Genomic DNA, 19,797 nt, shown 5'->3' with positions numbered 1-19,797 from the left:
TTTAGCTACTTTAATGTAAGATATAAGTGCTAAGGAGGTGACACATGCAAATGCTTTCTTCTCGGCAATTTGCTGTAATTGCCAATGTAATTGAATATTTATATGAACATCTAGGCCAGCAACCGAGTCTGGACGATGTTGCGAGCCATATGAATTTAAGTTCAGGTTATATTCAACGCCAGTTTCAAGAATGGGTAGGGATTAGCCCGAAAAAATTTGTGCAATATATGAGTTTGCAACAGGCTAAATATTATCTGATGCAACAGCGGAGTTTATTGGAAACTGCTTTAAATACGGGGTTGTCTGGCACAGGACGTTTACACGATCTGTTTATTCAGCTTGAAGGGATGACGCCTGGTGAATATAAACAACAAGGCGAAGGCGTTATCCTTAATTATTCGGTTGAGACAAGTCCCTTCGGTGAGTTGTTGGTTGTCAGTAGTGAAAAAGGGATATGTTCTATAAGGTTTATCGAAACTCACAACAATATTGAACATCTCATTCAACAGTCTTTTCCGAAAGCTCAATTAAAAAATCAATCACCGATTTGGCATCAACAAATTGCAAAGTGGTTTGAACAGGATTTTTCAGAACACTTACAGCAGAAACTTCCTCTTAATTTGGCTGGAACCCCATTTCAGCTACAAGTATGGGAAGCCTTGCTCACCATTCCAGAAGGCCAATTGCGTACTTATCAAGACATTGCAGAGCAAATTGGGAAGCCTAAAGCAGTCAGAGCCGTTGCTACTGCAATTGGACAAAATCCGATTGCGTATCTGATTCCTTGCCATCGAGTGATCCGTGCCACAGGGATGGTCGGAGAATATCATTGGCAAAAGGGGCGTAAATTGGCATTGTTAGCTTGGGAGATGTCAAAGCAACATGGAGAAACTGTATGACCTTGGATTTATTTTCTCCAGAGCCTTGTGAGAATTTATTACCCTATGATGGTGAAGTTCAGGACTATGGTTGTATTTTAAGCCCTGAAGAAGCTGAACAATATTTTCACTACCTTTATCAACACCTCGCATGGAAACATGACGAGGCTAAGTTGTATGGCAAGCACTTTATTACAGCTCGAAAAGTTGCATGGTATGGAGATGACTACTATCAATATAAATATTCGGGTGTCGCACGTGATTCTTTACCTTGGGACAAAGCACTTGCCAAACTAAAACAGCAGGTAGAACAAATACTTTCAGAAAAATTTAATTCTTGTTTGGCAAATCTTTATGAAGATGGAACCCAAGGAATGGCTTGGCACAGTGACTCGGATGTATCTTTGGCAAGAACGACAACAATCGCCTCTTTAAGCTTTGGTGCTACCCGTAAATTTTCTTTTAGACATATTCAAAGTAAAGAGAAAGTTGAATTGTGGCTACAGCCAGGCCAACTCATTGTGATGCGTGGTGAGACTCAACAATATTGGCAACACCGTTTAAATCGCTCAACAAAGATTTTACAACCACGTATTAATCTTACTTTTCGGCAATTTAAGTTTTTATAACCTTCATTAAAAAGCGGGCAAGAAAAAAGCCCATGATGGCAGCATGAGCTTATTCCTCTGAGGGGGATGCTTCTACTGATGAGCTGCTGATGAAAAGAATCATCAATAGGAGCTAAAATCATAATATGAGAATATTATGATATATTCAATGTTTTAAAGTGTAAGAAAAGTTTAAATTATCACAAGGTGGGGTTTTAGATTTCACCTTTTTCAGATAATTCCATAAAACGTTGTTCAATAAGTGCTGCATTTTCTTGCAAAATTTCGATGAGCTTTTCAACATTTAAAAAATCAAAACGATTTTTAGAGGCAACTAAAGTCAAAGCTAAAGGTACTTCTTTGTTTGAAAAACGAACAGGAACCGCTAGACCTGAAACATTTGGGTCAATCTCACCTTGTGAGAAATAGAACCCTTGTTTTTTAATTTTACGCATACGCTGAATAAAGCTCGGTTCATCTTCAGCAAAACCTGATTGTTTTAATTCTTGCTGGTAACGGTGGTAGTAGTCTTGCATGCGTTGTTTACTTAAATGCGAAACCATTGTTTTTGGAGATGATCCAACGTAAATCGGTCTTGGGCAGCCTCGGCCATATGAAAGTAGCTCAGTGTCTTTAAATATTTCATGATGTATGTCAATGCAATAGTCATCATTTAAATAGGTAAGCAAACAGCACAGTTCAGTACGCTCTACAATATTTCGCATAAACGGTGTGCTGATCTGAACGAGTGGGTCGGTTGTTCTAGATATATAGTCAAGAACTGCAATTTTTGAGCCTAAGGTATAATCGCCAGAGGTTCCATTAATGCGTTTTAATAGATCAGCTGATACTAGCTCTTTGAGGTAACGGTAACTCGTTGGTTTGGACAAGCCAAGTTCTTCGCAAATAATATCGACATTAATGATTGGACGCGAAACTGAAAATAGGTCCAGTACGGTTAAAATTTTGCCAAAACTTGAAATTGCCATAATGTCTTGTTCGTATCCTTTAACAACGAGTCATCTTTGAGTTTTTATAACAGAAAAAAAGAAGATTTGTCTCAATTCTAAAATAAATGTCTGATTTGAGTATTTTACTCTGACAAAGAGAAAAGTTCTCTCGGCTTATACATCATATACGATAATTAAAAAATATATCAAATTATCAAATAGAGATATTTTAGTTGACTAAATCGCTTTATTTTGAAAAAATTGCCAAACAAAATATCTAATCGAGAAATTGGTCGGTTCTAGATTGATTTCTTGATACCTCTTCTTTCCAAAGCTTGGCCGTTTAAATGGCGCCCAAACTGAAATCATCTCTGCCAATCAGGCGAGATGTGGAAAAATCATTGTATTGAAGGATGCTCCTCATATCATTTGCTTTGAGGCAAATGGCAAAGTTGTGTTGTCTTTAGAAAGACAATCAAATATTGAAGGGCATGCTCATCAGTTCAAATCTGTATTTGAGATGAGTTCATGTTATTAAAGCAAATACTGGCGTTTCGCCCGAGTAGGCTTGATCTGATCTTTGCCTTAAAAACATTTATTGCCGGAATGTTGGCACTATTTGTTTCGTTTGAATTAGATCTGATTAACCCGATGTGGTCGATTGGTACGGTCCTGATTATTGCCAATCCATATTCAGGAATGGTGTCTTCTAAATGTGTCTATCGAGTGGTAGGGACAATTGGCGGAGCTGTGATAGCCCTAACCCTAACACCGCATTTAATTAATACACCTTGGATATTTACCGTGGTGTTATCGTTGTGGGTGGGTTTTGCGCTTTATGTGTCGTTACTAGATCGTACTCCACGTAGTTATGCTTTTATGCTGGCGGGCTACTCGACAGCCATGATCGTCTTCAATGCGATTACCTATATTGATCAATACAATATATTCGATATTGCTTTAGCTCGGGTTATAGAAATTTCGATTGGCGTGATTTCAAGTGCAGTGGTTTCTGCCACGATTCTTCCAATGCATATTGGCTCGGCAATTAAACAGCGGGTGATAAAAACCCTAAAAGATACAGAGAATCTGTTTGCTAATTTATTAAATACAGATTTGCAGCAGAACAATACCCAGCTTTTGGCTGCCATTACTCGCGACACCACAGACATCCATGCCTTGGCAGTACATTTGAGCTATGAAAAGGGCGAACTGCATGGTATGACCAAACCCTTGCAGGAAATGCTTCATCAAATCTCAATGGTGGTCGCTAATCTAGTCGCTTTATCTGAGCGTATTAAGCAGCTTCAAGAACTTAGATTTATCGAGACTCATGCAGAAAAACTGCAACAGCTTTCAGCTCATGTTGTACAGTTTTTAGAGCAAAAAGACCTGATTGTTGATGAAAATATTTTGCAGTTACCTGATGAATTTGAAAGTGATTTTGCAAGTTTGATGGAGTCGGCTTCTACACACCAACAAGTTTTAGTTGCAGCCATGAAAATGGATGTACGCCATTTCATTAGCAATGTGTTGGCTGTTAAAGTCTTGTGGCAGCGAATTCAGCAAGGTAATAAAGAAATTCCTGACAACATTACCCCAATGACGACCAAATATCCAAGTTTGCACCGTGACCATGGTGTGGCAATACGAGGTGGTATCAGTGCAGTCCTTATTACATTTATTGTGACTGGAGTCTGGATTGTTTCGGGGTGGAAAGCTGGATTTATGATGGCACAGATGGGCGCAGTAACCGCCTGTATTTTAACAGCCTTAGACAACCCTGTTCCGGTTCTGCGTATTTTTATCTGGGGCAGTATAGCTTCAGCAGTTTTAGTCTTCGTTTATGCATTTGGTATTTTCCCGCATGTCACCACTTTCTGGGAACTTGGACTGGTTTTATTACCGATGTTCTTATTCGCAGTGTCTATGATGGCTAACCAGATGCTGATGCCAGTAGGTATGGTGTTGGGTATTAATACCATGATGGGATTAAACTTGCACAATGCTTATAGCATGGATGCAGTGTCTTATCTTGATAGTTCATTTGCCATGATCTTAGGTGTTTTAGTGTCTTTGATTGTCATTGATGTTGTTCGCGCCATGTCACCAGACACGAGTGCAAGCCGTATTTTAGCCTTGCATTACCGTGCCATGCGACAAGCGATCTATCTGCCATATGGTCTTGATTTTAAAGTTCATCTACGCAGTATGCTAGATCGGATTGGGATTCTAAATAGCAAAATGGTGCAATCAGACGAGATTAAAGCTTCAATTCATCAGGCCCTGATTGAGTCGAGTAGTATTGTTGATTTAAGCCGATTGCAAGAGTTAGCCAATCAGTTTCCCCAAACATCCGAACTCACTCAGCATATTGGCGATTTGCAACAAAATCTGGATGAGTTGTTTAGAGCTAAAGAAAACGATGAAAATGATACGACCGCTTTAGTAGAGCGAATCTACCGAGCGTTATTTGAATTAAAACAGCTTGCTTCAAATGTTGAAGATATGACTATGCGACAAAGACTACTCATTTCACTGAACAATATTGCTTATAGCATGTGCCATGTTTCATCAGAGCAGATGAATGAAAACAGCACCCTGAGAGGAGCCACAGCAAATGGGTGAGTTTAATGTTTATGGTATTTATGTGCCTTCTTTGCTCGTTCAAGCACTCTTGGCATATATCTGTTTCCGTGGGTTAAGTCCTTTAACAAATAAGTTGATTGCACAAGGCTGGATTGCATTACCTAGTATTTTTAATTTGTGTTTTTACCTCTTATTACTTTTGGTAATACATCAAATTTTTGTTGGGGTCGGTGCGTAGAGATGTTTGCGAAATTAAAGATTGAGTTAGGTGAGTGAAATGAATCAGGTGGATTTGAAAAAAGTCATCCGTCCAGTAATTTTGATTGTCGCATTAATGGTGGCAGTCTATACCATTGTGCATTTATGGAATTACTATAATGCGGCGCCGTGGACACGCGACGGTCGAGTTCGTGGTGACGTTATTCAAGTATCTTCGGATGTTGCGGGGCTTGTGACAGAAGTATTGGTTCAAGATAATCAGACTGTAAAAAAAGGTCAGGTGCTCTTTAAAATTGATGTTTCTCGCCGAGCTTTAGATGTAGAGCAGGCAAAATCTGATTTAGCAAAAGCAAATGCAGCTTTTGTCCAAGCGCAAGCTGGTTTAGCACAAGCAAAAGCGAACCTGATTAAATCAGATACGAATATTAAGTTAGCCGAGAAAAATGCAAGCCGCTATTCAAACCTTATGGATGGCGCTATCTCTAAACAAGAACAAGATCAAGTTTTCGCAACTCGTGATCAATCTCATGCTGAACATGAGCAACTCCAAGCTGCTATTCAACAAGCGGAAGCAACTGTTAAGCAACAACAGGCTCTGATTGAGGCGGCAACGAGTAATTTGCATTTGGCTGAGCTTAATATGCATCGTGCTGCGGTGATTGCTCCAGCTGATGGTACTTTATCTAACTTTGATATGCGCCCAGGTAACTATGTTCAAGTTGGTCAGGCTGTTGCGGCACTACTTGACCGTAAACAACTCTATGTTGTGGGCTATTTTGAAGAGACGAAGTTAAACCGTATTCATGTCGGCGATCAGGCCAGTGTACAGTTAATGGGGGATAGCCAGAAAATTAAAGGCCATGTACAAGGTATTGCATCAGGTATCGAAGATCGTGAACGCTCAAGCAGCTCTAAACTTCTTGCTAATGTAAATCCAACGTTTAGTTGGGTTCGTTTAGCGCAGCGTGTGCCTGTAAAAATCGTATTGGATGAAACACCAAAGAACCAGCTTGCTTTTGTCTCTGGACGTACGGCAACTGTGCATATTATCGAGAAATAAAACGAGAACTAAAAAAGGAAGGCTTTAGCCTTCCTTTTTTAGTTCTTACGGTGTTAAACCGACTGGATTTCGATACCAACTCTGAATGAGTAAGGCGGCTGCAAAACTATCTGCCGAAAGCTTTTTTGCTCGACCTTGCTCTTGGTAGAAACCGAGTTCTTCTCGTGCTTCACGTGTAGTTAAACGCTCATCTACCATTAATGTTTCAATATTGGTTTGATGGCGTAAACGTCTCGCAAATTTGCGGGCACGTGTAGAAAGTTCTGACTCGCTATCATCCATATTCAAAGGCAAACCAACCAAAAATAGATCAGGTTGCCATTCTTTCACGATTTTTAAGAGCTGATCCCAGTTTGGAATACCATCTTTCATCACAAATAGAGGGAGGGGATTGGCACTTTCAATTGAAGACTGGCCAATCGCCATTCCCATTTTTTGAGTACCAAAGTCAAAAGCCATAATCGATTTTGATTGTGTTTCGGTCATTAAGCATGTCCGATTTCAGATGCTAACCATGCACGATCTACACCGATCTTTTTATAAGCTGCATCCCAACGATCGTCATAAGGCAGGTTAAAAATTAGGTCCATATCGGCATCACAAATGAGCCAGTCACCGCGCGTAATTTCATCTTCTAACTGGTTTTTACCCCAGCTCGCATAACCTAAAGCAATTTGATATCGACCAACACCTTCATTGTGGGCAATCGCATCAAGAATATCTTTACTGGTGGTAATACAAACATTTTCACCTACAGCGATAGATGAATGCCATGTCGGTTGTCCAGTATGAAGAACGAATCCAGCTTCGGGACGTAATGGGCCACCTTGTAAAACCACATGTGGATTTACATTGTCTGCTTCAATGTCGAGATCATTGAGTAATTCTTTAATTTGAATGCCGGAAGGGCGGTTAATAATAATGCCTTGAGCACCTTCTTCATCATGACGGGCAAGATAAATTACAGTGTTTGCGAAAAAGTCATCTGCCATTTCTGGCGGGGCAATCAGACAACGGTGAGTCAGATATTGTTTGGTCACCTAAGCGGTTCTCCCTCAAAAAATGTCACTAGAGGGTCTCTCGACCCTTTTATCTATATAGGTTCTTTTTATCAACATACAAGAGTTAATCGGATTTCGCCAATCTTTTTCTCTCATTTTCTTTATTAATTTGAAGAAGCCTGAAATTTAAGTTGGCGTAATTGTTTTGCGTGTTGCAAGGTTGTTTCATTAATTTCAACACCGCCTGACATGCGAGCTAACTCAAAAATGATTTGATTTTCGTCTAGTTCCACAATTGTACTGCTTGCCGGATCAGTTTGTTGCTTTTTAACTAATAAATGCTGATCTGATTGTGCAGCAACTTGTGCCTGATGGGTAATACATAAAAGTTGAACATGTTGGGCTAAGTCAGCAAGTAAACGACCTACAACTTCTGCGGTTCCACCACTAATCCCGACATCAATTTCATCAAACACTAACACTTCTGCTTCGGTTTTTTCAGCGTTCATGACTTGCATAACTAACGCAATACGTGAAAGTTCACCACCTGAAGCTACTCGTGCTAATGGTTGAGGAGGAATACCCTTATTGGCAGTAAATAATAGTTGAATAAAACTCAAACCTTCAGCGGTAGGTTGCTCTAATGGTTCAAACTTAAACTCGAAGTGTGCCTCTGGTAACGCTAAAGGCTTCACTTGTTCAGTTAATTGCTTCGCAAGAGGAGCGGCAGCTTCACGACGAATATGGTCTAAATGCTGAGCTTTTTCTAAGAACTCCTCATGCGACTTTTCAACTTGTTCTGCCAGAGTCTCTGGGTCTTCAAGTTGATGCAATTGCTCAAGCTCACTTTGCCAAGCTTCATATTCTTCTTTAAGCGTTTCTGGTTGAGTTCGGTATTTACGTGCTAAACGATGGAAAACTTCAAGTTTAGAGTTGAGCTCTTCCATTCGTTCTGGATCAAAACTTTGACGATCAATAAACTGTCGCAAGTTTGCCGTTGCATCATCTATTTCACTTTGAGCATTAAGTAAAGAATTATAAATCTCGGAAAGTTGTTCGCTACGGCCCGCGTGGGATTCTAATCTACGAATAATCGAAGACATTTCTTGAGTAATGTTTTGCTCAGCTTCATCAAGCACATTTAGGCTGTAGCTACAGTCTTGCATGATATGTTCATGATGACTGAGGCGATCGAACTCTTGCTCAATTTCTTTATAGTCAGTTTGAATGACCTCTTCGAGTTCTTCAATTTGATGCTCTAAAGTACCAATGCGTTGTAGACGCGTTGCTTGTGCATCTAGGGCCGCTTGGTGCAAACGAATGGTACGTTGCCATGTGCTATAAGCTTCACGTACATCATTCGCTTCAGCATAAAAATTGTTATAACGGTCTAACCAATGCTTTGGATAAGGTGGTTCAAGCAGCTGCTGCTGGCTGTGCTGGCTATAGAGCTGAACCAGCAAACGGCCTAATTCTTTGAGTTCAGATAGACTACTTGGGCGTCCATTGACCCATGCTTTACTACGGCCAGTTGCAAAAATAACACGACGTAAATGAATTTCCCCAGAATCATCATCTAGCTCGTGGTCTTGGAGCCATTTTGCTTCAGGACTATTATTTTGATAGGTAAAAACAGCGGTAATATCCGCTTTGTCCGAACCATAACGGACATAATTTGTATCTGTACGTTCCCCTAGGCAGGCAGAGAGTGCATCCAGTAATAATGATTTTCCGGCACCTGTTTCGCCTGTTAGAACATTAAATCCTTGTTCTATATCAATAGCCAAATGATCAGCTAATGCAAAATTAATTAAAGTTAAATGTGTGAGCATAAACGCATCCAACGCGCCAAATTATGGGTTAAAGATAGAGAAGTTTTGAATTTGCTACAAGTGATCTATTATTCTAACTGAAATTATAGAACAGCAAGATTGCGGATATTTACAATGAAAAAAACATTAAGCTTACCGAAACCACCAATAGGGATGATCAACCGCCATAAAAAAAACAATCCTGCGGAAATGAATAAAATTCTAAATCAGCATTTTAATGCATTTAAACAGGCAGCAGCACAAGGGGATTATGCCAAAGCTTATCAACATGTTAAACAAGCTGTTAATTTGGTTCCCAAGCATGCTGGCGCCTTATCAGATTTAGCTTATACCGAATTACGCTTAGGCCGTTATAACGATGCCTATCAACATTATTTACAAGCGATTCAAGCAAGTGGAGCTAATGTAAATACAAACTTATATGATGGACTCACAGAAGTTTGTCATCATTTAAAGAAAAAAGAAGAAACAATCAAATTTGGGCGTTTGGCAATTGCAACCAAAAAAGAATTAGCGAAGAAAGAACCTGTTTTGTCTATTGCCAATCATGCACCACCAGCATTTAGTGCAAACCCTCAAGAAAATATTATTGCTTTTTCATTGTTTGGGGCAAATCCTCGCTATTGTGAAACCTCTATTTTAAATATTCAGCTAGCCAAACAAATTTATCCAGAATGGACGTGTCGCTTTTATGTCGATGATACTGTGCCAGTACTGGTGCAACAGCGTTTAAAAGAGAAGGGCGCGCAAGTTATTCAAGTTACAGATTCTCAAAAACAGCTATCTGGTTTGTTTTGGCGCTTTTTTGTAATGGATGATCCGACAATTAAGCGTTTTCTGATACGTGATGCCGACTCCATTGTCTCGCACCGCGAAAAAGCAGCTGTAGATGCTTGGCTCAAGAGTGATAAATGGTTTCACTTAATGCGAGACAATTATTCTCATACCGAGTTAATTTTGGCGGGAATGTGGGGTGGATGTACGGGGATTTTTCATAATATTGAAGCACATATCAGGGATTATGTTGCCACCGGACGTTATCTGGATAATCGGGTGATGGATCAGCATTATTTGCGCTACTGTATTTGGCCGACTTTAAAACAAAGTGTGCTTATACACGATAGCCAGCAATTCGATTCAGATGCTATCGATTTTCCAGCTTATGATCTGGCGTTAATGCAAAACGACAGCGAAAATTTTCATGTAGGAATGAATGACGGTTCACCGGTAGTTGCTACAGCAGTTGCCCATCCAACTGCACAGAGAGTGTGTTGGGTACTTCTAGATGAAAATCAGGTCGAAGTTTGCAGATACGATGCAATTGTGTCGAATAGTCGAAATATTGAGATTAACTTACCTTATGCTTTTGCCAAAAAAATTCAGGCACAGCAGTGGAAATTACAAGTCTATCCGTATGAAAACTGATTGATTAGTTATTTAGGCACAATTAAACTACATTCATCATAATTTATATAAATACGGCATTATCTGGAGAGTGTGCATGAGTTCAACCCAATTTGATCATGTAACGGTCATCAAAAAATCAAACGTTTATTTTGGTGGAGCATGTATCAGCCATACCGTGCAATTTGAAGATGGAACAAAAAAAACACTAGGTGTTATTTTGCCGACTGAGCAAGCTTTAACTTTTGAAACCCATGTTCCTGAGCGTATGGAAATTATTTCAGGTGAATGCCGCGTAACAATTGCGGACAGTAATGAAAGTGAGTTGTTCCGTGCAGGCCAATCATTTTATGTGCCTGGTAATAGTCTTTTTAAAATCGAAACTGATGAAGTACTCGATTATGTGTGCCATTTAGAAGGCTAAGAAATTCCTATTCAAATCGGGTACACTATGCCCAAAGAAATCCTGTGAAGTTGGCTTTGCAGGATTTTTATTTTTTTGCTCAAACGTTGTTAGAGGTCATGCATGGCAAAACCGGAATATTATTATGGCGTTCATTCAGTGGAGTCATTGTTAGAACTTGAACCGGAACGTGTGCTAACCCTGTTTACTTTAAAAGGACGGGATGACCAGCGTTTGCAAAAGATTTTGCAATTGGCAGAGCCTTTTGGAATTAGTGTACAAAAAGCAAGCCGTGATAGTCTCGAAAAGCTTGCAGGTCTACCGTTTCATCAAGGTGTGGTTGCAGCAGTACGTCCGCATCCGACTTTAAATGAAAAAGATCTAGATCAGATCTTGGCTGAAACCCCAGATGCTTTATTGCTGGCATTAGATCAGGTGACAGACCCGCATAACTTAGGGGCTTGCATCCGTACCGCTGCTGCAATGGGCGTGCAAGCAGTGATTGTACCTCGTGATCGTTCGGCAAGTTTAACCCCAACAGCTCGTAAAGTTGCAGCGGGTGGAGCTGAAAAAGTTAAATTCATTCAAGTAACAAATTTGGCTCGTACATTAGCCCATCTCAAAGAGACGACTCATACACGTGTGATTGGCACTATGCTTGATGAAAGTGCAATGCCAATTCAAAAATGTGATTTCTCTGGCCCAGTCGTGATCGTAATGGGAGCCGAAGATACAGGTTTACGTCCAATTACACAGGCACAGTGTGATCATAAAGTTTATATTCCGATGTCTGGAAATTTACAGAGTCTAAATGTGAGCGTGGCAACAGGTATGGCACTTTATGAGGCTTGCCGTCAGCGTTCTGAGGTATAATCTAGCTGCCTTTCTAGTTTGTAAGCAGTCTTGATATGTCTCCCCGTAAGCAAGGTTATTTTTTTGTATTGGTGACCATGTGCATTTGGGGCGGGTTTACACTTTTTGCCCGTTTAAATGCACAATGGCACATCAGTGCTTGGGACATTGCTGCACTACGCTTTGCTATCGCCTTCCTGATTTTGATGCCGATTCTGATCTATAAGAAAGATCTCGCTTTTTTATGGAGTAAGCACGCTGTTATTTTGGCGCTCATTGGCGGAGTTATTTATTGTCTTACCGTCTATACCGCGTTTCTCTATGCTCCCGCTGCACATGCTGCCATTTTTTTAAATGGTTGTATTCCTATTTGTACTGCAATTGCAGCATACATTTTATTTAGACAACCATTTGATAAGCATACATGGGTGAGTCTTGCAATTATGATCATTGCCTTGGCTCTCATGAGTGTGTTGATGTTGCAAGGTAATGCTTCTGCTTTTGGCATGGGGGATTTACTTCTTTTTATTAGTGCGATTTGGTGGGGCATTTTCACTGTATTACTTAAACAGTGGAAACTTTCCGCATGGCACTCTATGGCAAGTGTTGCGATTTGGTCTGCAATTATTTACTTACCCATCTATGCTTTATTCTTACCTAAACATTTCATGGAAGTCAGTCCTGTTCATCTAGCGATACAAGGTATTTTCCATGGTGTGTTTGTCGTGATTATTGCGACATTAACCTATGTTGCGGCTATCCAAAGACTTGGTGCTTTTAAAACGGGAAGTATTGTTACTTTGGCGCCGTTTATTGCTGCCATTTTAGCTGTACCTTTACTTGGTGAGTCATTAAGTCCATCAATTGTTGTGGGCTTGGTGGGAATGGGAATCGGTGCCTTACAACCTTGGCGCTGGTTTCGACAAGATAGCTTGGCACAAAAGATTCAGCAGCAAAATAAGCAAGATTAGTTGGCGCGCTTCAAATAGCTTTGATGTAAAGGCTCTAATTGCTGATATAAATGTTCGAGTAATCCGTCATTAAACACAATGTCATTGGCAAGTTCACGTTTACGCTCGCGTGGCATTTGTGCTGCAATAATTTTCTGGATTTGTTCTTGATTTTGCCCATCACGTTGGCTTGCACGCTGAATTTGAGTTTTTTCACTCGCATCAACTAATAAAGTGTGATTAACCAATTCATGCTGGTTGGTTTCAAAAAGTAGGGGTGAAACTAAAATCACATAAGGACTTTTTGGATTTTGTAGCTGTTGAATAATAGATTGGCGAATGGCTGGATGCGTGATTTTCTCAAGCGTTTGTCTTGCTTCAGGGTTTTGAAAAATATATTCACGTAGTGCACGGCGGTCTAGATTGCCGTCGGGTTGAAGTACCCAATCTCCAAAAGTTTGTTGGATTTTTTGAAGGGTAGGTTGGCCTTTTTCAACCACTTCGCGAGCAACAATATCGGCATCGACGACTTGGATTCCTTGGGATTCAAACCATTGTGTTGCAGCAGATTTTCCACTGCCAATACCACCTGTGACTCCCAGAATAAAAGCCATCTTAACCTCCCAAATAAATTTTCATAATTTGGTCACCCCATAAAAAGGCAACCCAACCCGCAATGGCAATATAGGGCCCAAACGCAAAGGGCTGATTATCATTACGTAATTTTAGTAAAATGATGCCAATAATTGCACCGAGTAAAGATGACAATAGCACAATTAATGGCAGCATCAATGGCCCCATCCACGCGCCTAATGCGGCAAGCAGTTTAAAGTCGCCATAACCCATACCTTCTTTGCCTGTAATCACTTTAAATAAGTAATACACAATCCAAAGACATAAAAAGCCGATTAAATATCCCCAAATGGCTGAGTTAGGCGAGGTGTAAATACTAAAGGTATTAATACCTAAGCCGAGAGCAGCCAAAGGTAGGGTGAAACGGTCAGGTAGTAGCTGAGTATCAAAGTCTATAAATGTTAAAGCAATCAAAACCCAAGTGAGCACTAGCCCCCAAAGCATTTGTAGGGTTGGACCAAAAACCATGACGACTACTAATGAACATAGCATCGTGAGTAATTCAATCGCTGGATAACGAATGCTAATAGGATGTTGGCAATGGCCACATTTTCCTCTTAACATTAACCAGCTTATAACTGGAATATTTTGATACCAACGGATCGGTTGCTGACATGCAGGACATGATGAAGCAGGTTTACTTAATGTTAGCTTTTCATGCTCAATGATAGGTTGTTCGGGATTGAGCAACATTTGACATTCCTGCTGCCAATCTTGTTCCATCATTTTTGGGGTGCGATAAATCACCACATTCAAAAAGCTACCAATACATAGGCTCAATAGTGCAACTGCAATATAAAGAGCAGTTAAGTTTTGAATAAAATAAGCAATAATTTCATGCATTATACAACTGAGCCCATTTGGAAAATTGGAAGATACATAGCAATTACTAGACCGCCTACGAGTACTCCTAAAATTGCCATAATTAAAGGTTCCATCATTGAAGTTAAACCATCAACGGCATTATCAACTTCATTTTCATAGTACGTTGCAACTTTATCGAGCATGCTGTCTAGTGCACCAGATTCTTCACCAATTGCGACCATTTGTATAGCCATAGATGGAAAACGATTTGAAACACGCATTGCAAATTGGAGTTGTTGGCCTGTAGCAACATCTTCACGAATTTTCATGACGGCTTCTTCATAAATGATATTGTTGGTTGCAGCAGCAGTTGATTCAAGCGCATCGATGAGCGGAACACCAGCGGCAAACGTGGTGGCTAAAGTACGGCTATAACGGGCAATAATCGCCTTATAAACCAGATCACCAAAGATAGGTAGTTTTAGGGCAAATTTGTCTAAACCATCACGGAATTTTTTACTACGCTTTTTAGCTTCCAGAAATGTGGCAATGATTGTCCCAATCACAAAAATCAGAATAAACCAATATTCCTGCATCCATTTCGACATATTCACGACCATTTGGGTGAATGCCGGTAAATCTGCACCAAAAGAAGAAAACAGGTCTTGGAAAACAGGCACTACTTTAACCATCAAAATAATAGTAACAACCACAGCAACCACGATGACCGTTGCTGGATATTTCATAGCTTTCTTAATTTTCTGCTTAAGCAATTCACTTTTTTCTTTGTAAATTGCCACACGGTCCAACATGGTTTCAAGCGCACCAGATTGTTCGCCAGACTCTACAAGAGAACAAAACAAGTTATCGAAGTGTTGAGGATACTTCCTTAAAGCTGAAGCAAAGGTACTACCACCTTCAACTTCACCTTTAATCCCGAGTACCACCTCGCGCATGGCTGGGTTTTCCAGACCCTCCGCTACAATTTCAAAGCCTTGTACCAGTGGGACACCGGCTTTCATCATGGTTGCAAGTTGCCTAGTAAAAATCGTGATATCGAGCGTTGATACTTTTTTCTTAAATAAACCTTCAAGAATATTCTTACGCTTTTCCCGAATATTACGGACAGTTACACCTTGTTTGCGTAGGGTGACTTTGGCTAAGGCCATATTCTTAGCTGGAAGTTCGCCCTTAATTTTTACGCCCTTACGGTCAACCCCTTCATAAGCAAAAGTCGGCATCATTTGTGCCTTTTTGACAGTCATGAATTATCCTTATTTTAAATTGTCTTTTATTCACTGGTCACACGGTTGACTTCTTGTAAAGAAGTAACCCCTTGCATGACTTTCTTTAATCCTGAACGACGCAGATTATTAAACCCCAGTTTTTCAGAAGCAGCAGCGATTTCTAAAGCATTGCCATCTTCCATAATAATCTTGGAAATTTCAGGTGTAACTTTCATCACCTCGTAAATACCTACTCGACCTTTGTAGCCTTCACGACACTCAGTACAACCCACAGGTTGAAAAACTTGAAAATCGGGATGGGTTAAATCTTGGTCGGTAAAGCCCATTTCTAATAGGCTCTGTTTAGGAATGTCGGCAGGTGTTTTACACTGTGGGCATAACCGACGCGCCAAACGTTGAGCAATCACCAGATTGACAGACGTTGCGATATTAAAGGATGGAACACCCATATTACGTAGGCGAGTAAGTGTTTCAGGCGCACTATTGGTATGCAGTGTGGACATGACCATGTGACCGGTTTGTGCAGCTTTAATCGCAATTTCAGCCGTTTCTAAGTCACGAATCTCACCGACCATAATAATGTCAGGGTCTTGACGTAAAAATGATTTCAGTGCGGCCGAAAAAGTAAGACCTACTTTCGGGTTAACGTTAACTTGATTAATACCTTCAAGGTTGATTTCGACTGGATCTTCGGCAGTGGAAATATTAGAGCTTTCAGTATTTAAAATATTTAAGCCAGTATATAAAGATACCGTTTTACCAGAACCGGTAGGACCTGTAATTAAAAGCATACCTTGTGGCTTATCCAGTGCTTCTAAAAAAAGAGCTTTCTGATCTTCTTCATATCCTAAAGCATCAATGCCGAGCATTGCGCTAGATGGATCGAGAATACGCAGAACCAGTTTTTCACCAAACAAGGTTGGAAGTGAGTTCACACGAAAATCGATTGCTTTAGTCTTTGATAACTTAAGCTTGATACGACCATCTTGAGGCACTCGTTTTTCGGAAATATCCATTTGAGACATGACTTTTAAACGTGAAGCCAAACGGTTAGCCAATTGCAAAGGTGGATTTGCTATCTGACGTAACACGCCGTCGACTCGATAACGGACCCGATATGATTTCTCGTATGGTTCAAAATGTAAGTCTGAAGCCCCCATACGAATCGCATCGATGAGTAATTTATTAATATATTTAACAATAGGTGCTTCATCGCCTTGAGGTGTTTCTTCCTCATCCTCTTGTGAGGGTGGAGCTTCTAGATCTACATCAAGATCAAACTCTTCATCACTAAATTCGAAGTTACTTTCTTCGGTAAATTGCTGCGCCAGAATTTTCTCAAGCTTATGGTGCTCGACAATAACTGGTTCAACCATGAGCTTGCTATTAAAGCGAATGGCATCAATCGCTTCAATATTACTTGGATTGCTGGTCGCGACATATAAAATCTGCCCTCTTTGTATAAGAGGTAAGATCCGATGTTTTAAAATCAGTTTCTGATCGACCAAATCTTTAGGAATTTGGTTGGTATCGTAAACATCCAGATCAAAATATGGTTCAGCAAATTCAATAGAAATAGTTTCAGCTAATAAAGAAGGGGGGATATGAACCTCTTCAATAAGGTACGCAACCGTATCCCGTTTAGCTCTTTTTGCTGCATCTAATGCTGTTTGCATGGTCGCTGCCGACACATGTTTTTCTTCGACTAATCGTCGAAAAAACCCCGAAAATTTTGGAGATGTATGTATGACTGACATCTGCCTACCTGTGCTCATATGTTTATAATTGGTATATAAAAAATTATACTTTTGTTATCTAAAATTACTACCTGAGAAAATGATGCTCTGGTCTTGATCCATTCGCCAAAGCTTGAACTAGTCGAAGTTTTTATCCATTAATTTTTGAAAGATGATTCTTTAGATTCAATAAACTTTTATAACTGTTTTCAATGAGTAGAAAAGATATGGGCAAAGCTGTTAAAGAAAAGTATCTGAAATTTGTATAAATGCGTGTAGAATGTGCTGCATTTTTGATGAAAGGTGAGCCGTATGTCGGGTTCGACGATTACGCCTTGGGTAGTTGGCAACTGGAAAATGAACCCAATGCGTGCCAATGCCAAACAACTTATAGAAGAATTTAAACAACTATTGCAACAAGACCAAATTGCAGATGAAAGCTGTCATGTAGGGGTTGCTCCGGTTTCTATTGCACTTGCAATGGTACAAACACAATTGCAGGATGTTGCAAGAACAGTATATACAGTTGCACAAGACGTATCACGTGTAGCAGGTACTGGCGCGTATACTGGCGAAGTCAGTGCAGAATTATTAAAAGATAGCCAAATTAACTTTGTATTGGTGGGTCATTCTGAACGCCGTGATATTTTTGGTGACAACGTTGAAATTTTGAAAGCTAAACTCCAAAATGCTTTAAATGCAGGCTTGACTGCCATTTATTGTGTTGGTGAAAGCCTCGAGCAACGTGAACAAGGTTTGGCAGAACAAGTTGTATTGCAACAAATTTGTGATATTGCTCCTGTAGTAACTGTTGAGCAGTGGCAAAAGCAAATTGTAATTGCCTATGAGCCAATCTGGGCAATTGGAACAGGTAAAACTGCTTCTCCACAAGATGCACAGGCAATGCATGCTAAGATTCGTGAAGGTTTAAGTCAGATTACCTCAGCGGGTTCAGACATTGCGATTTTATATGGCGGTAGTGTAAAAGCTGAAAATGCGGTCGAATTGGCGGCATGTCCAGATATTAATGGTGCGTTGGTAGGCGGTGCTTCATTAAATGCAGCATCTTTTTATCAAATCGTACAAGCCTTTGCACAAAGTAAATAACGAGGATAGGGTATGCACTCTTTTGTACTGATCGTACATATTATTTTAGCGGTACTGATGATTGCCTTAATTCTAGTGCAACACGGTAAAGGTGCTGATGCCGGTGCTTCTTTCGGCGGTGGCGGAGCAGCAACTGTATTCGGTGCATCAGGTTCAGGTAACTTCCTTACTCGACTTACTGCTATCTTAACAGCGTTGTTTTTTGTGACGAGTTTAACTCTAGCTGTTTTTGCGAAAAAACAGACTACTGATGCATATAGTTTGAAAACTGTACAAACTACAGCGCCAGTTCAAACGACATCGCCTGAAACTTCACCAAATGCACCAAAAACGAGTCAATAATTCGAAATAGGGCTTTCCTTTTGCAGTGGGAAGGACTAGAATGCGTCCCACAAGCTGCGGTGGTGGTGGAATTGGTAGACACGCTACCTTGAGGTGGTAGTGCCTTCGGGCGTGGGGGTTCAAGTCCCCCCTTCCGCACCAACTTTGAACCAGAAAGTTGAGTGCAAGCAGTTTTTTGATGCGGGATGGAGCAGTCTGGTAGCTCGTCGGGCTCATAACCCGAAGGTCGTTGGTTCAAATCCAGCTCCCGCTACCAATTTGATTAAGGTGCAACTTAATCAAGCGAATATTAGATAAGTTTACATTGACTTTTTTAGATATTTGTATATAATTTTTGCACGTTGATGCGGGATGGAGCAGTCTGGTAGCTCGTCGGGCTCATAACCCGAAGGTCGTTGGTTCAAATCCAGCTCCCGCTACCAAGTTTCTTAAAAGAGGCTCACAGACAGGTGGGCCTTTTTGCACAGTGGACTATTGTTTTCTGTGCTAAATAGGGGCGATTAACGCCCTTTTTTATTGGTTATCGTATCGCTATCGTGTAGTGTCGACATCAATTGGTCAAATAGTCATGCTTCACTATAGTAGGTCTGTGTCGGTTAAAACAACCGATTGAATCGCACGAGAATGACGAGAGTAAATGAAATTATCAAATAAATCCCAAGCATTGCATGACTTAATTGTTCCTGCAGTGGAAGCATGTGGTGTCGACCTTTGGGGAATCGAGTTTCTCCCACAAGGTAAACGTTCATTATTGCGTATTTATATCGATAAAGCGGTAAGTGAAGATGCTGAGCCTGTAATTAATGAAGATGGCGAAGTAGAACTAGGCCGTGGTATTGGTGTGCAAGATTGTGTGCGTGTAACACAACAAGTTGGCGCAATGTTGGATGTTCATGATCCAATTTCAGGTGAGTATTCATTAGAAGTTTCTTCACCAGGTTGGGACCGTCCATTTTTTCAACTAGAACAGTTACAAGGCTACATCGGACAACAAATTGCTTTGCGTTTAATTGCAGCAGTAGAAAACCGTCGTAAATTTCAAGCAAAACTTATCGCAGTAGACCTTGAAAATGAAGAAATTCAGGTTGAAGTTGATGGGAAGCATGTGCTTGTGATCGACAGCAACAATATCGATAAAGCAAACTTGATCTATCAAGATTAAATTTATTTAAATTTTATAAG

The 19,797-nt window shown here is 40.3% G+C and carries 21 protein-coding genes and 3 tRNA genes; 16 read left to right on the top strand and 8 right to left on the bottom strand.

The genetic code is table 11. The features are described 5' to 3' along the window. The first annotated feature begins 44 nt into the window (after positions 1-44). Both AAC388_RS16645 and AAC388_RS16640 read left to right on the top strand, forming a co-directional pair. Positions 45-899 carry a methylated-DNA--[protein]-cysteine S-methyltransferase gene (locus AAC388_RS16645; protein WP_342370954.1) on the top strand — a complete coding sequence of 285 codons (855 nt, stop codon included), beginning with the start codon at positions 45-47 and terminating at the stop codon, positions 897-899. Continuing rightward, positions 896-1,507 (top strand): alpha-ketoglutarate-dependent dioxygenase AlkB, encoded by a 612-nt coding sequence (locus AAC388_RS16640; protein WP_017402599.1) that lies wholly within the window; start codon positions 896-898, stop codon positions 1,505-1,507. Before AAC388_RS16645 ends, AAC388_RS16640 begins: the two co-directional genes overlap by 4 nt. Before the next feature lie 194 nt (positions 1,508-1,701). Here AAC388_RS16640 and AAC388_RS16635 read toward each other — a convergent pair whose 3' ends face one another. Next, a complete protein-coding gene (locus AAC388_RS16635) occupies positions 1,702-2,475 on the bottom strand; it encodes an IclR family transcriptional regulator (RefSeq protein ID WP_002114686.1) in 774 nt (257 codons plus the stop codon). 367 nt (positions 2,476-2,842) lie between these two features. On the opposite strand from AAC388_RS16635, the gene AAC388_RS16630 reads away from it, so the two are divergent. The 4 genes from AAC388_RS16630 to AAC388_RS16615 are packed head-to-tail and all read left to right on the top strand — an operon-like array spanning position 2,843 to position 6,304. Next, a complete protein-coding gene (locus tag AAC388_RS16630; RefSeq protein WP_002115031.1) occupies positions 2,843-2,974 on the top strand; it encodes a hypothetical protein in 132 nt (43 codons plus the stop codon). Beyond that, positions 2,965-5,064 (top strand): FUSC family protein, encoded by a 2,100-nt coding sequence (locus AAC388_RS16625; protein WP_342370953.1) that lies wholly within the window; start codon positions 2,965-2,967, stop codon positions 5,062-5,064. Before AAC388_RS16630 ends, AAC388_RS16625 begins: the two co-directional genes overlap by 10 nt. Then, positions 5,057-5,263, top strand: a complete 207-nt coding sequence (locus AAC388_RS16620; RefSeq protein ID WP_002115096.1) for a DUF1656 domain-containing protein — start codon at positions 5,057-5,059, stop codon at positions 5,261-5,263. Before AAC388_RS16625 ends, AAC388_RS16620 begins: the two co-directional genes overlap by 8 nt. Before the next feature lie 39 nt (positions 5,264-5,302). Next, entirely contained in the window at positions 5,303-6,304 is a 1,002-nt protein-coding gene (locus AAC388_RS16615) for an HlyD family secretion protein (RefSeq protein ID WP_206261284.1), read from the top strand. Positions 6,305-6,349: 45 nt separating this feature from the next. Here the strand turns inward: AAC388_RS16615 and ruvX are convergent, their stop codons facing one another. The 3 genes from ruvX to recN form a co-directional block, all read right to left on the bottom strand. After that, the gene (gene ruvX / locus AAC388_RS16610) at positions 6,350-6,790 is read right to left on the bottom strand and encodes a Holliday junction resolvase RuvX (RefSeq protein WP_002115066.1); all 441 of its coding nucleotides are present in this window, start codon (positions 6,788-6,790) and stop codon (positions 6,350-6,352) included. Then, positions 6,790-7,344, bottom strand: coding sequence for a YqgE/AlgH family protein (locus AAC388_RS16605; protein ID WP_002114753.1), 555 nt, complete (start codon positions 7,342-7,344; stop codon positions 6,790-6,792). Before AAC388_RS16605 ends, ruvX begins: the two co-directional genes overlap by 1 nt. Before the next feature lie 125 nt (positions 7,345-7,469). Then, positions 7,470-9,137, bottom strand: coding sequence for a DNA repair protein RecN (recN, locus tag AAC388_RS16600; protein ID WP_016142382.1), 1,668 nt, complete (start codon positions 9,135-9,137; stop codon positions 7,470-7,472). A 114-nt stretch (positions 9,138-9,251) separates the two neighbouring features. Between recN and AAC388_RS16595 the strand changes: the two genes are divergently transcribed. The 4 genes from AAC388_RS16595 (at position 9,252) to AAC388_RS16580 (ending at position 12,767) form a co-directional block, all read left to right on the top strand. Further along, the gene (locus AAC388_RS16595; protein WP_069030534.1) at positions 9,252-10,562 is read left to right on the top strand and encodes a tetratricopeptide repeat protein; all 1,311 of its coding nucleotides are present in this window, start codon (positions 9,252-9,254) and stop codon (positions 10,560-10,562) included. A 76-nt stretch (positions 10,563-10,638) separates the two neighbouring features. Then, complete coding sequence (locus AAC388_RS16590; RefSeq protein WP_002115102.1) at positions 10,639-10,965, top strand: pyrimidine/purine nucleoside phosphorylase; 327 nt, start codon at positions 10,639-10,641, stop codon at positions 10,963-10,965. 102 nt (positions 10,966-11,067) lie between these two features. After that, positions 11,068-11,817 (top strand): 23S rRNA (guanosine(2251)-2'-O)-methyltransferase RlmB, encoded by a 750-nt coding sequence (gene rlmB / locus AAC388_RS16585; protein WP_005079348.1) that lies wholly within the window; start codon positions 11,068-11,070, stop codon positions 11,815-11,817. 35 nt (positions 11,818-11,852) lie between these two features. After that, positions 11,853-12,767: a DMT family transporter gene (locus tag AAC388_RS16580; RefSeq protein ID WP_342370952.1), complete on the top strand. Its 915-nt coding sequence runs from the start codon at positions 11,853-11,855 to the stop codon at positions 12,765-12,767. On the opposite strand, the gene coaE is transcribed toward AAC388_RS16580, so the two are convergent. From coaE to pilB, 4 genes are read right to left on the bottom strand one after another with little or no spacing between them, the layout of a single operon-like run. After that, positions 12,764-13,360, bottom strand: coding sequence for a dephospho-CoA kinase (gene coaE / locus AAC388_RS16575; RefSeq protein WP_032012473.1), 597 nt, complete (start codon positions 13,358-13,360; stop codon positions 12,764-12,766). The two genes, AAC388_RS16580 and coaE, sit on opposite strands and share 4 nt — an antisense overlap. Before the next feature lies 1 nt (position 13,361). After that, positions 13,362-14,222 (bottom strand): A24 family peptidase, encoded by an 861-nt coding sequence (locus AAC388_RS16570; protein ID WP_342370951.1) that lies wholly within the window; start codon positions 14,220-14,222, stop codon positions 13,362-13,364. Further along, positions 14,222-15,448, bottom strand: a complete 1,227-nt coding sequence (locus tag AAC388_RS16565) for a type II secretion system F family protein (RefSeq protein WP_342370950.1) — start codon at positions 15,446-15,448, stop codon at positions 14,222-14,224. The genes AAC388_RS16570 and AAC388_RS16565 overlap by 1 nt, the downstream gene beginning before the upstream one ends. Before the next feature lie 26 nt (positions 15,449-15,474). Further along, entirely contained in the window at positions 15,475-17,187 is a 1,713-nt protein-coding gene (pilB, locus tag AAC388_RS16560; protein ID WP_342370949.1) for a type IV-A pilus assembly ATPase PilB, read from the bottom strand. A 291-nt stretch (positions 17,188-17,478) separates the two neighbouring features. Between pilB and tpiA the strand changes: the two genes are divergently transcribed. The 6 genes from tpiA to rimP all read left to right on the top strand — a co-directional run bounded on the left by tpiA (position 17,479) and on the right by rimP (position 19,777). Further along, entirely contained in the window at positions 17,479-18,273 is a 795-nt protein-coding gene (gene tpiA / locus AAC388_RS16555; RefSeq protein ID WP_342370948.1) for a triose-phosphate isomerase, read from the top strand. A gap of 12 nt (positions 18,274-18,285) precedes the next feature. Continuing rightward, complete coding sequence (gene secG / locus AAC388_RS16550) at positions 18,286-18,615, top strand: preprotein translocase subunit SecG (protein ID WP_017398731.1); 330 nt, start codon at positions 18,286-18,288, stop codon at positions 18,613-18,615. A 56-nt stretch (positions 18,616-18,671) separates the two neighbouring features. Further along, positions 18,672-18,756: transfer RNA gene (locus AAC388_RS16545), tRNA-Leu, on the top strand. 38 nt (positions 18,757-18,794) lie between these two features. Beyond that, positions 18,795-18,871, top strand: a tRNA-Met gene (locus AAC388_RS16540). 89 nt (positions 18,872-18,960) lie between these two features. Continuing rightward, positions 18,961-19,037 (top strand) — tRNA-Met (locus AAC388_RS16535). A gap of 215 nt (positions 19,038-19,252) precedes the next feature. Beyond that, positions 19,253-19,777 carry a ribosome maturation factor RimP gene (gene rimP / locus AAC388_RS16530; protein WP_002114922.1) on the top strand — a complete coding sequence of 175 codons (525 nt, stop codon included), beginning with the start codon at positions 19,253-19,255 and terminating at the stop codon, positions 19,775-19,777. Positions 19,778-19,797: the final 20 nt, after the last annotated feature.

Source organism: Acinetobacter sp. D009 (assembly GCF_038562025.1).
GTDB classification, from domain to species: domain Bacteria; phylum Pseudomonadota; class Gammaproteobacteria; order Pseudomonadales; family Moraxellaceae; genus Acinetobacter; species Acinetobacter pittii.
This window is presented reverse-complemented; position numbering and strand designations above follow the sequence as displayed.

Bases quoted from the DNA above. Each gene is read 5' to 3' on its own strand.
- AAC388_RS16645 (WP_342370954.1), top strand. From the start codon at position 45: ATGCAAATGCTTTCTTCTCGGCAATTTGCTGTAATTGCCAATGTAATT.
- AAC388_RS16640 (WP_017402599.1), top strand. From the start codon at position 896: ATGACCTTGGATTTATTTTCTCCAGAGCCTTGTGAGAATTTATTACCC.
- AAC388_RS16635 (WP_002114686.1), bottom strand. From the start codon at position 2,475: ATGGCAATTTCAAGTTTTGGCAAAATTTTAACCGTACTGGACCTATTT.
- AAC388_RS16625 (WP_342370953.1), top strand. From the start codon at position 2,965: ATGTTATTAAAGCAAATACTGGCGTTTCGCCCGAGTAGGCTTGATCTG.
- AAC388_RS16620 (WP_002115096.1), top strand. From the start codon at position 5,057: ATGGGTGAGTTTAATGTTTATGGTATTTATGTGCCTTCTTTGCTCGTT.
- AAC388_RS16615 (WP_206261284.1), top strand. From the start codon at position 5,303: ATGAATCAGGTGGATTTGAAAAAAGTCATCCGTCCAGTAATTTTGATT.
- ruvX (WP_002115066.1), bottom strand. From the start codon at position 6,790: ATGACCGAAACACAATCAAAATCGATTATGGCTTTTGACTTTGGTACT.
- recN (WP_016142382.1), bottom strand. From the start codon at position 9,137: ATGCTCACACATTTAACTTTAATTAATTTTGCATTAGCTGATCATTTG.
- AAC388_RS16595 (WP_069030534.1), top strand. From the start codon at position 9,252: ATGAAAAAAACATTAAGCTTACCGAAACCACCAATAGGGATGATCAAC.
- AAC388_RS16590 (WP_002115102.1), top strand. From the start codon at position 10,639: ATGAGTTCAACCCAATTTGATCATGTAACGGTCATCAAAAAATCAAAC.
- rlmB (WP_005079348.1), top strand. From the start codon at position 11,068: ATGGCAAAACCGGAATATTATTATGGCGTTCATTCAGTGGAGTCATTG.
- AAC388_RS16580 (WP_342370952.1), top strand. From the start codon at position 11,853: ATGTCTCCCCGTAAGCAAGGTTATTTTTTTGTATTGGTGACCATGTGC.
- coaE (WP_032012473.1), bottom strand. From the start codon at position 13,360: ATGGCTTTTATTCTGGGAGTCACAGGTGGTATTGGCAGTGGAAAATCT.
- AAC388_RS16570 (WP_342370951.1), bottom strand. From the start codon at position 14,222: ATGCATGAAATTATTGCTTATTTTATTCAAAACTTAACTGCTCTTTAT.
- AAC388_RS16565 (WP_342370950.1), bottom strand. From the start codon at position 15,448: ATGACTGTCAAAAAGGCACAAATGATGCCGACTTTTGCTTATGAAGGG.
- pilB (WP_342370949.1), bottom strand. From the start codon at position 17,187: ATGTCAGTCATACATACATCTCCAAAATTTTCGGGGTTTTTTCGACGA.
- tpiA (WP_342370948.1), top strand. From the start codon at position 17,479: ATGTCGGGTTCGACGATTACGCCTTGGGTAGTTGGCAACTGGAAAATG.
- secG (WP_017398731.1), top strand. From the start codon at position 18,286: ATGCACTCTTTTGTACTGATCGTACATATTATTTTAGCGGTACTGATG.
- rimP (WP_002114922.1), top strand. From the start codon at position 19,253: ATGAAATTATCAAATAAATCCCAAGCATTGCATGACTTAATTGTTCCT.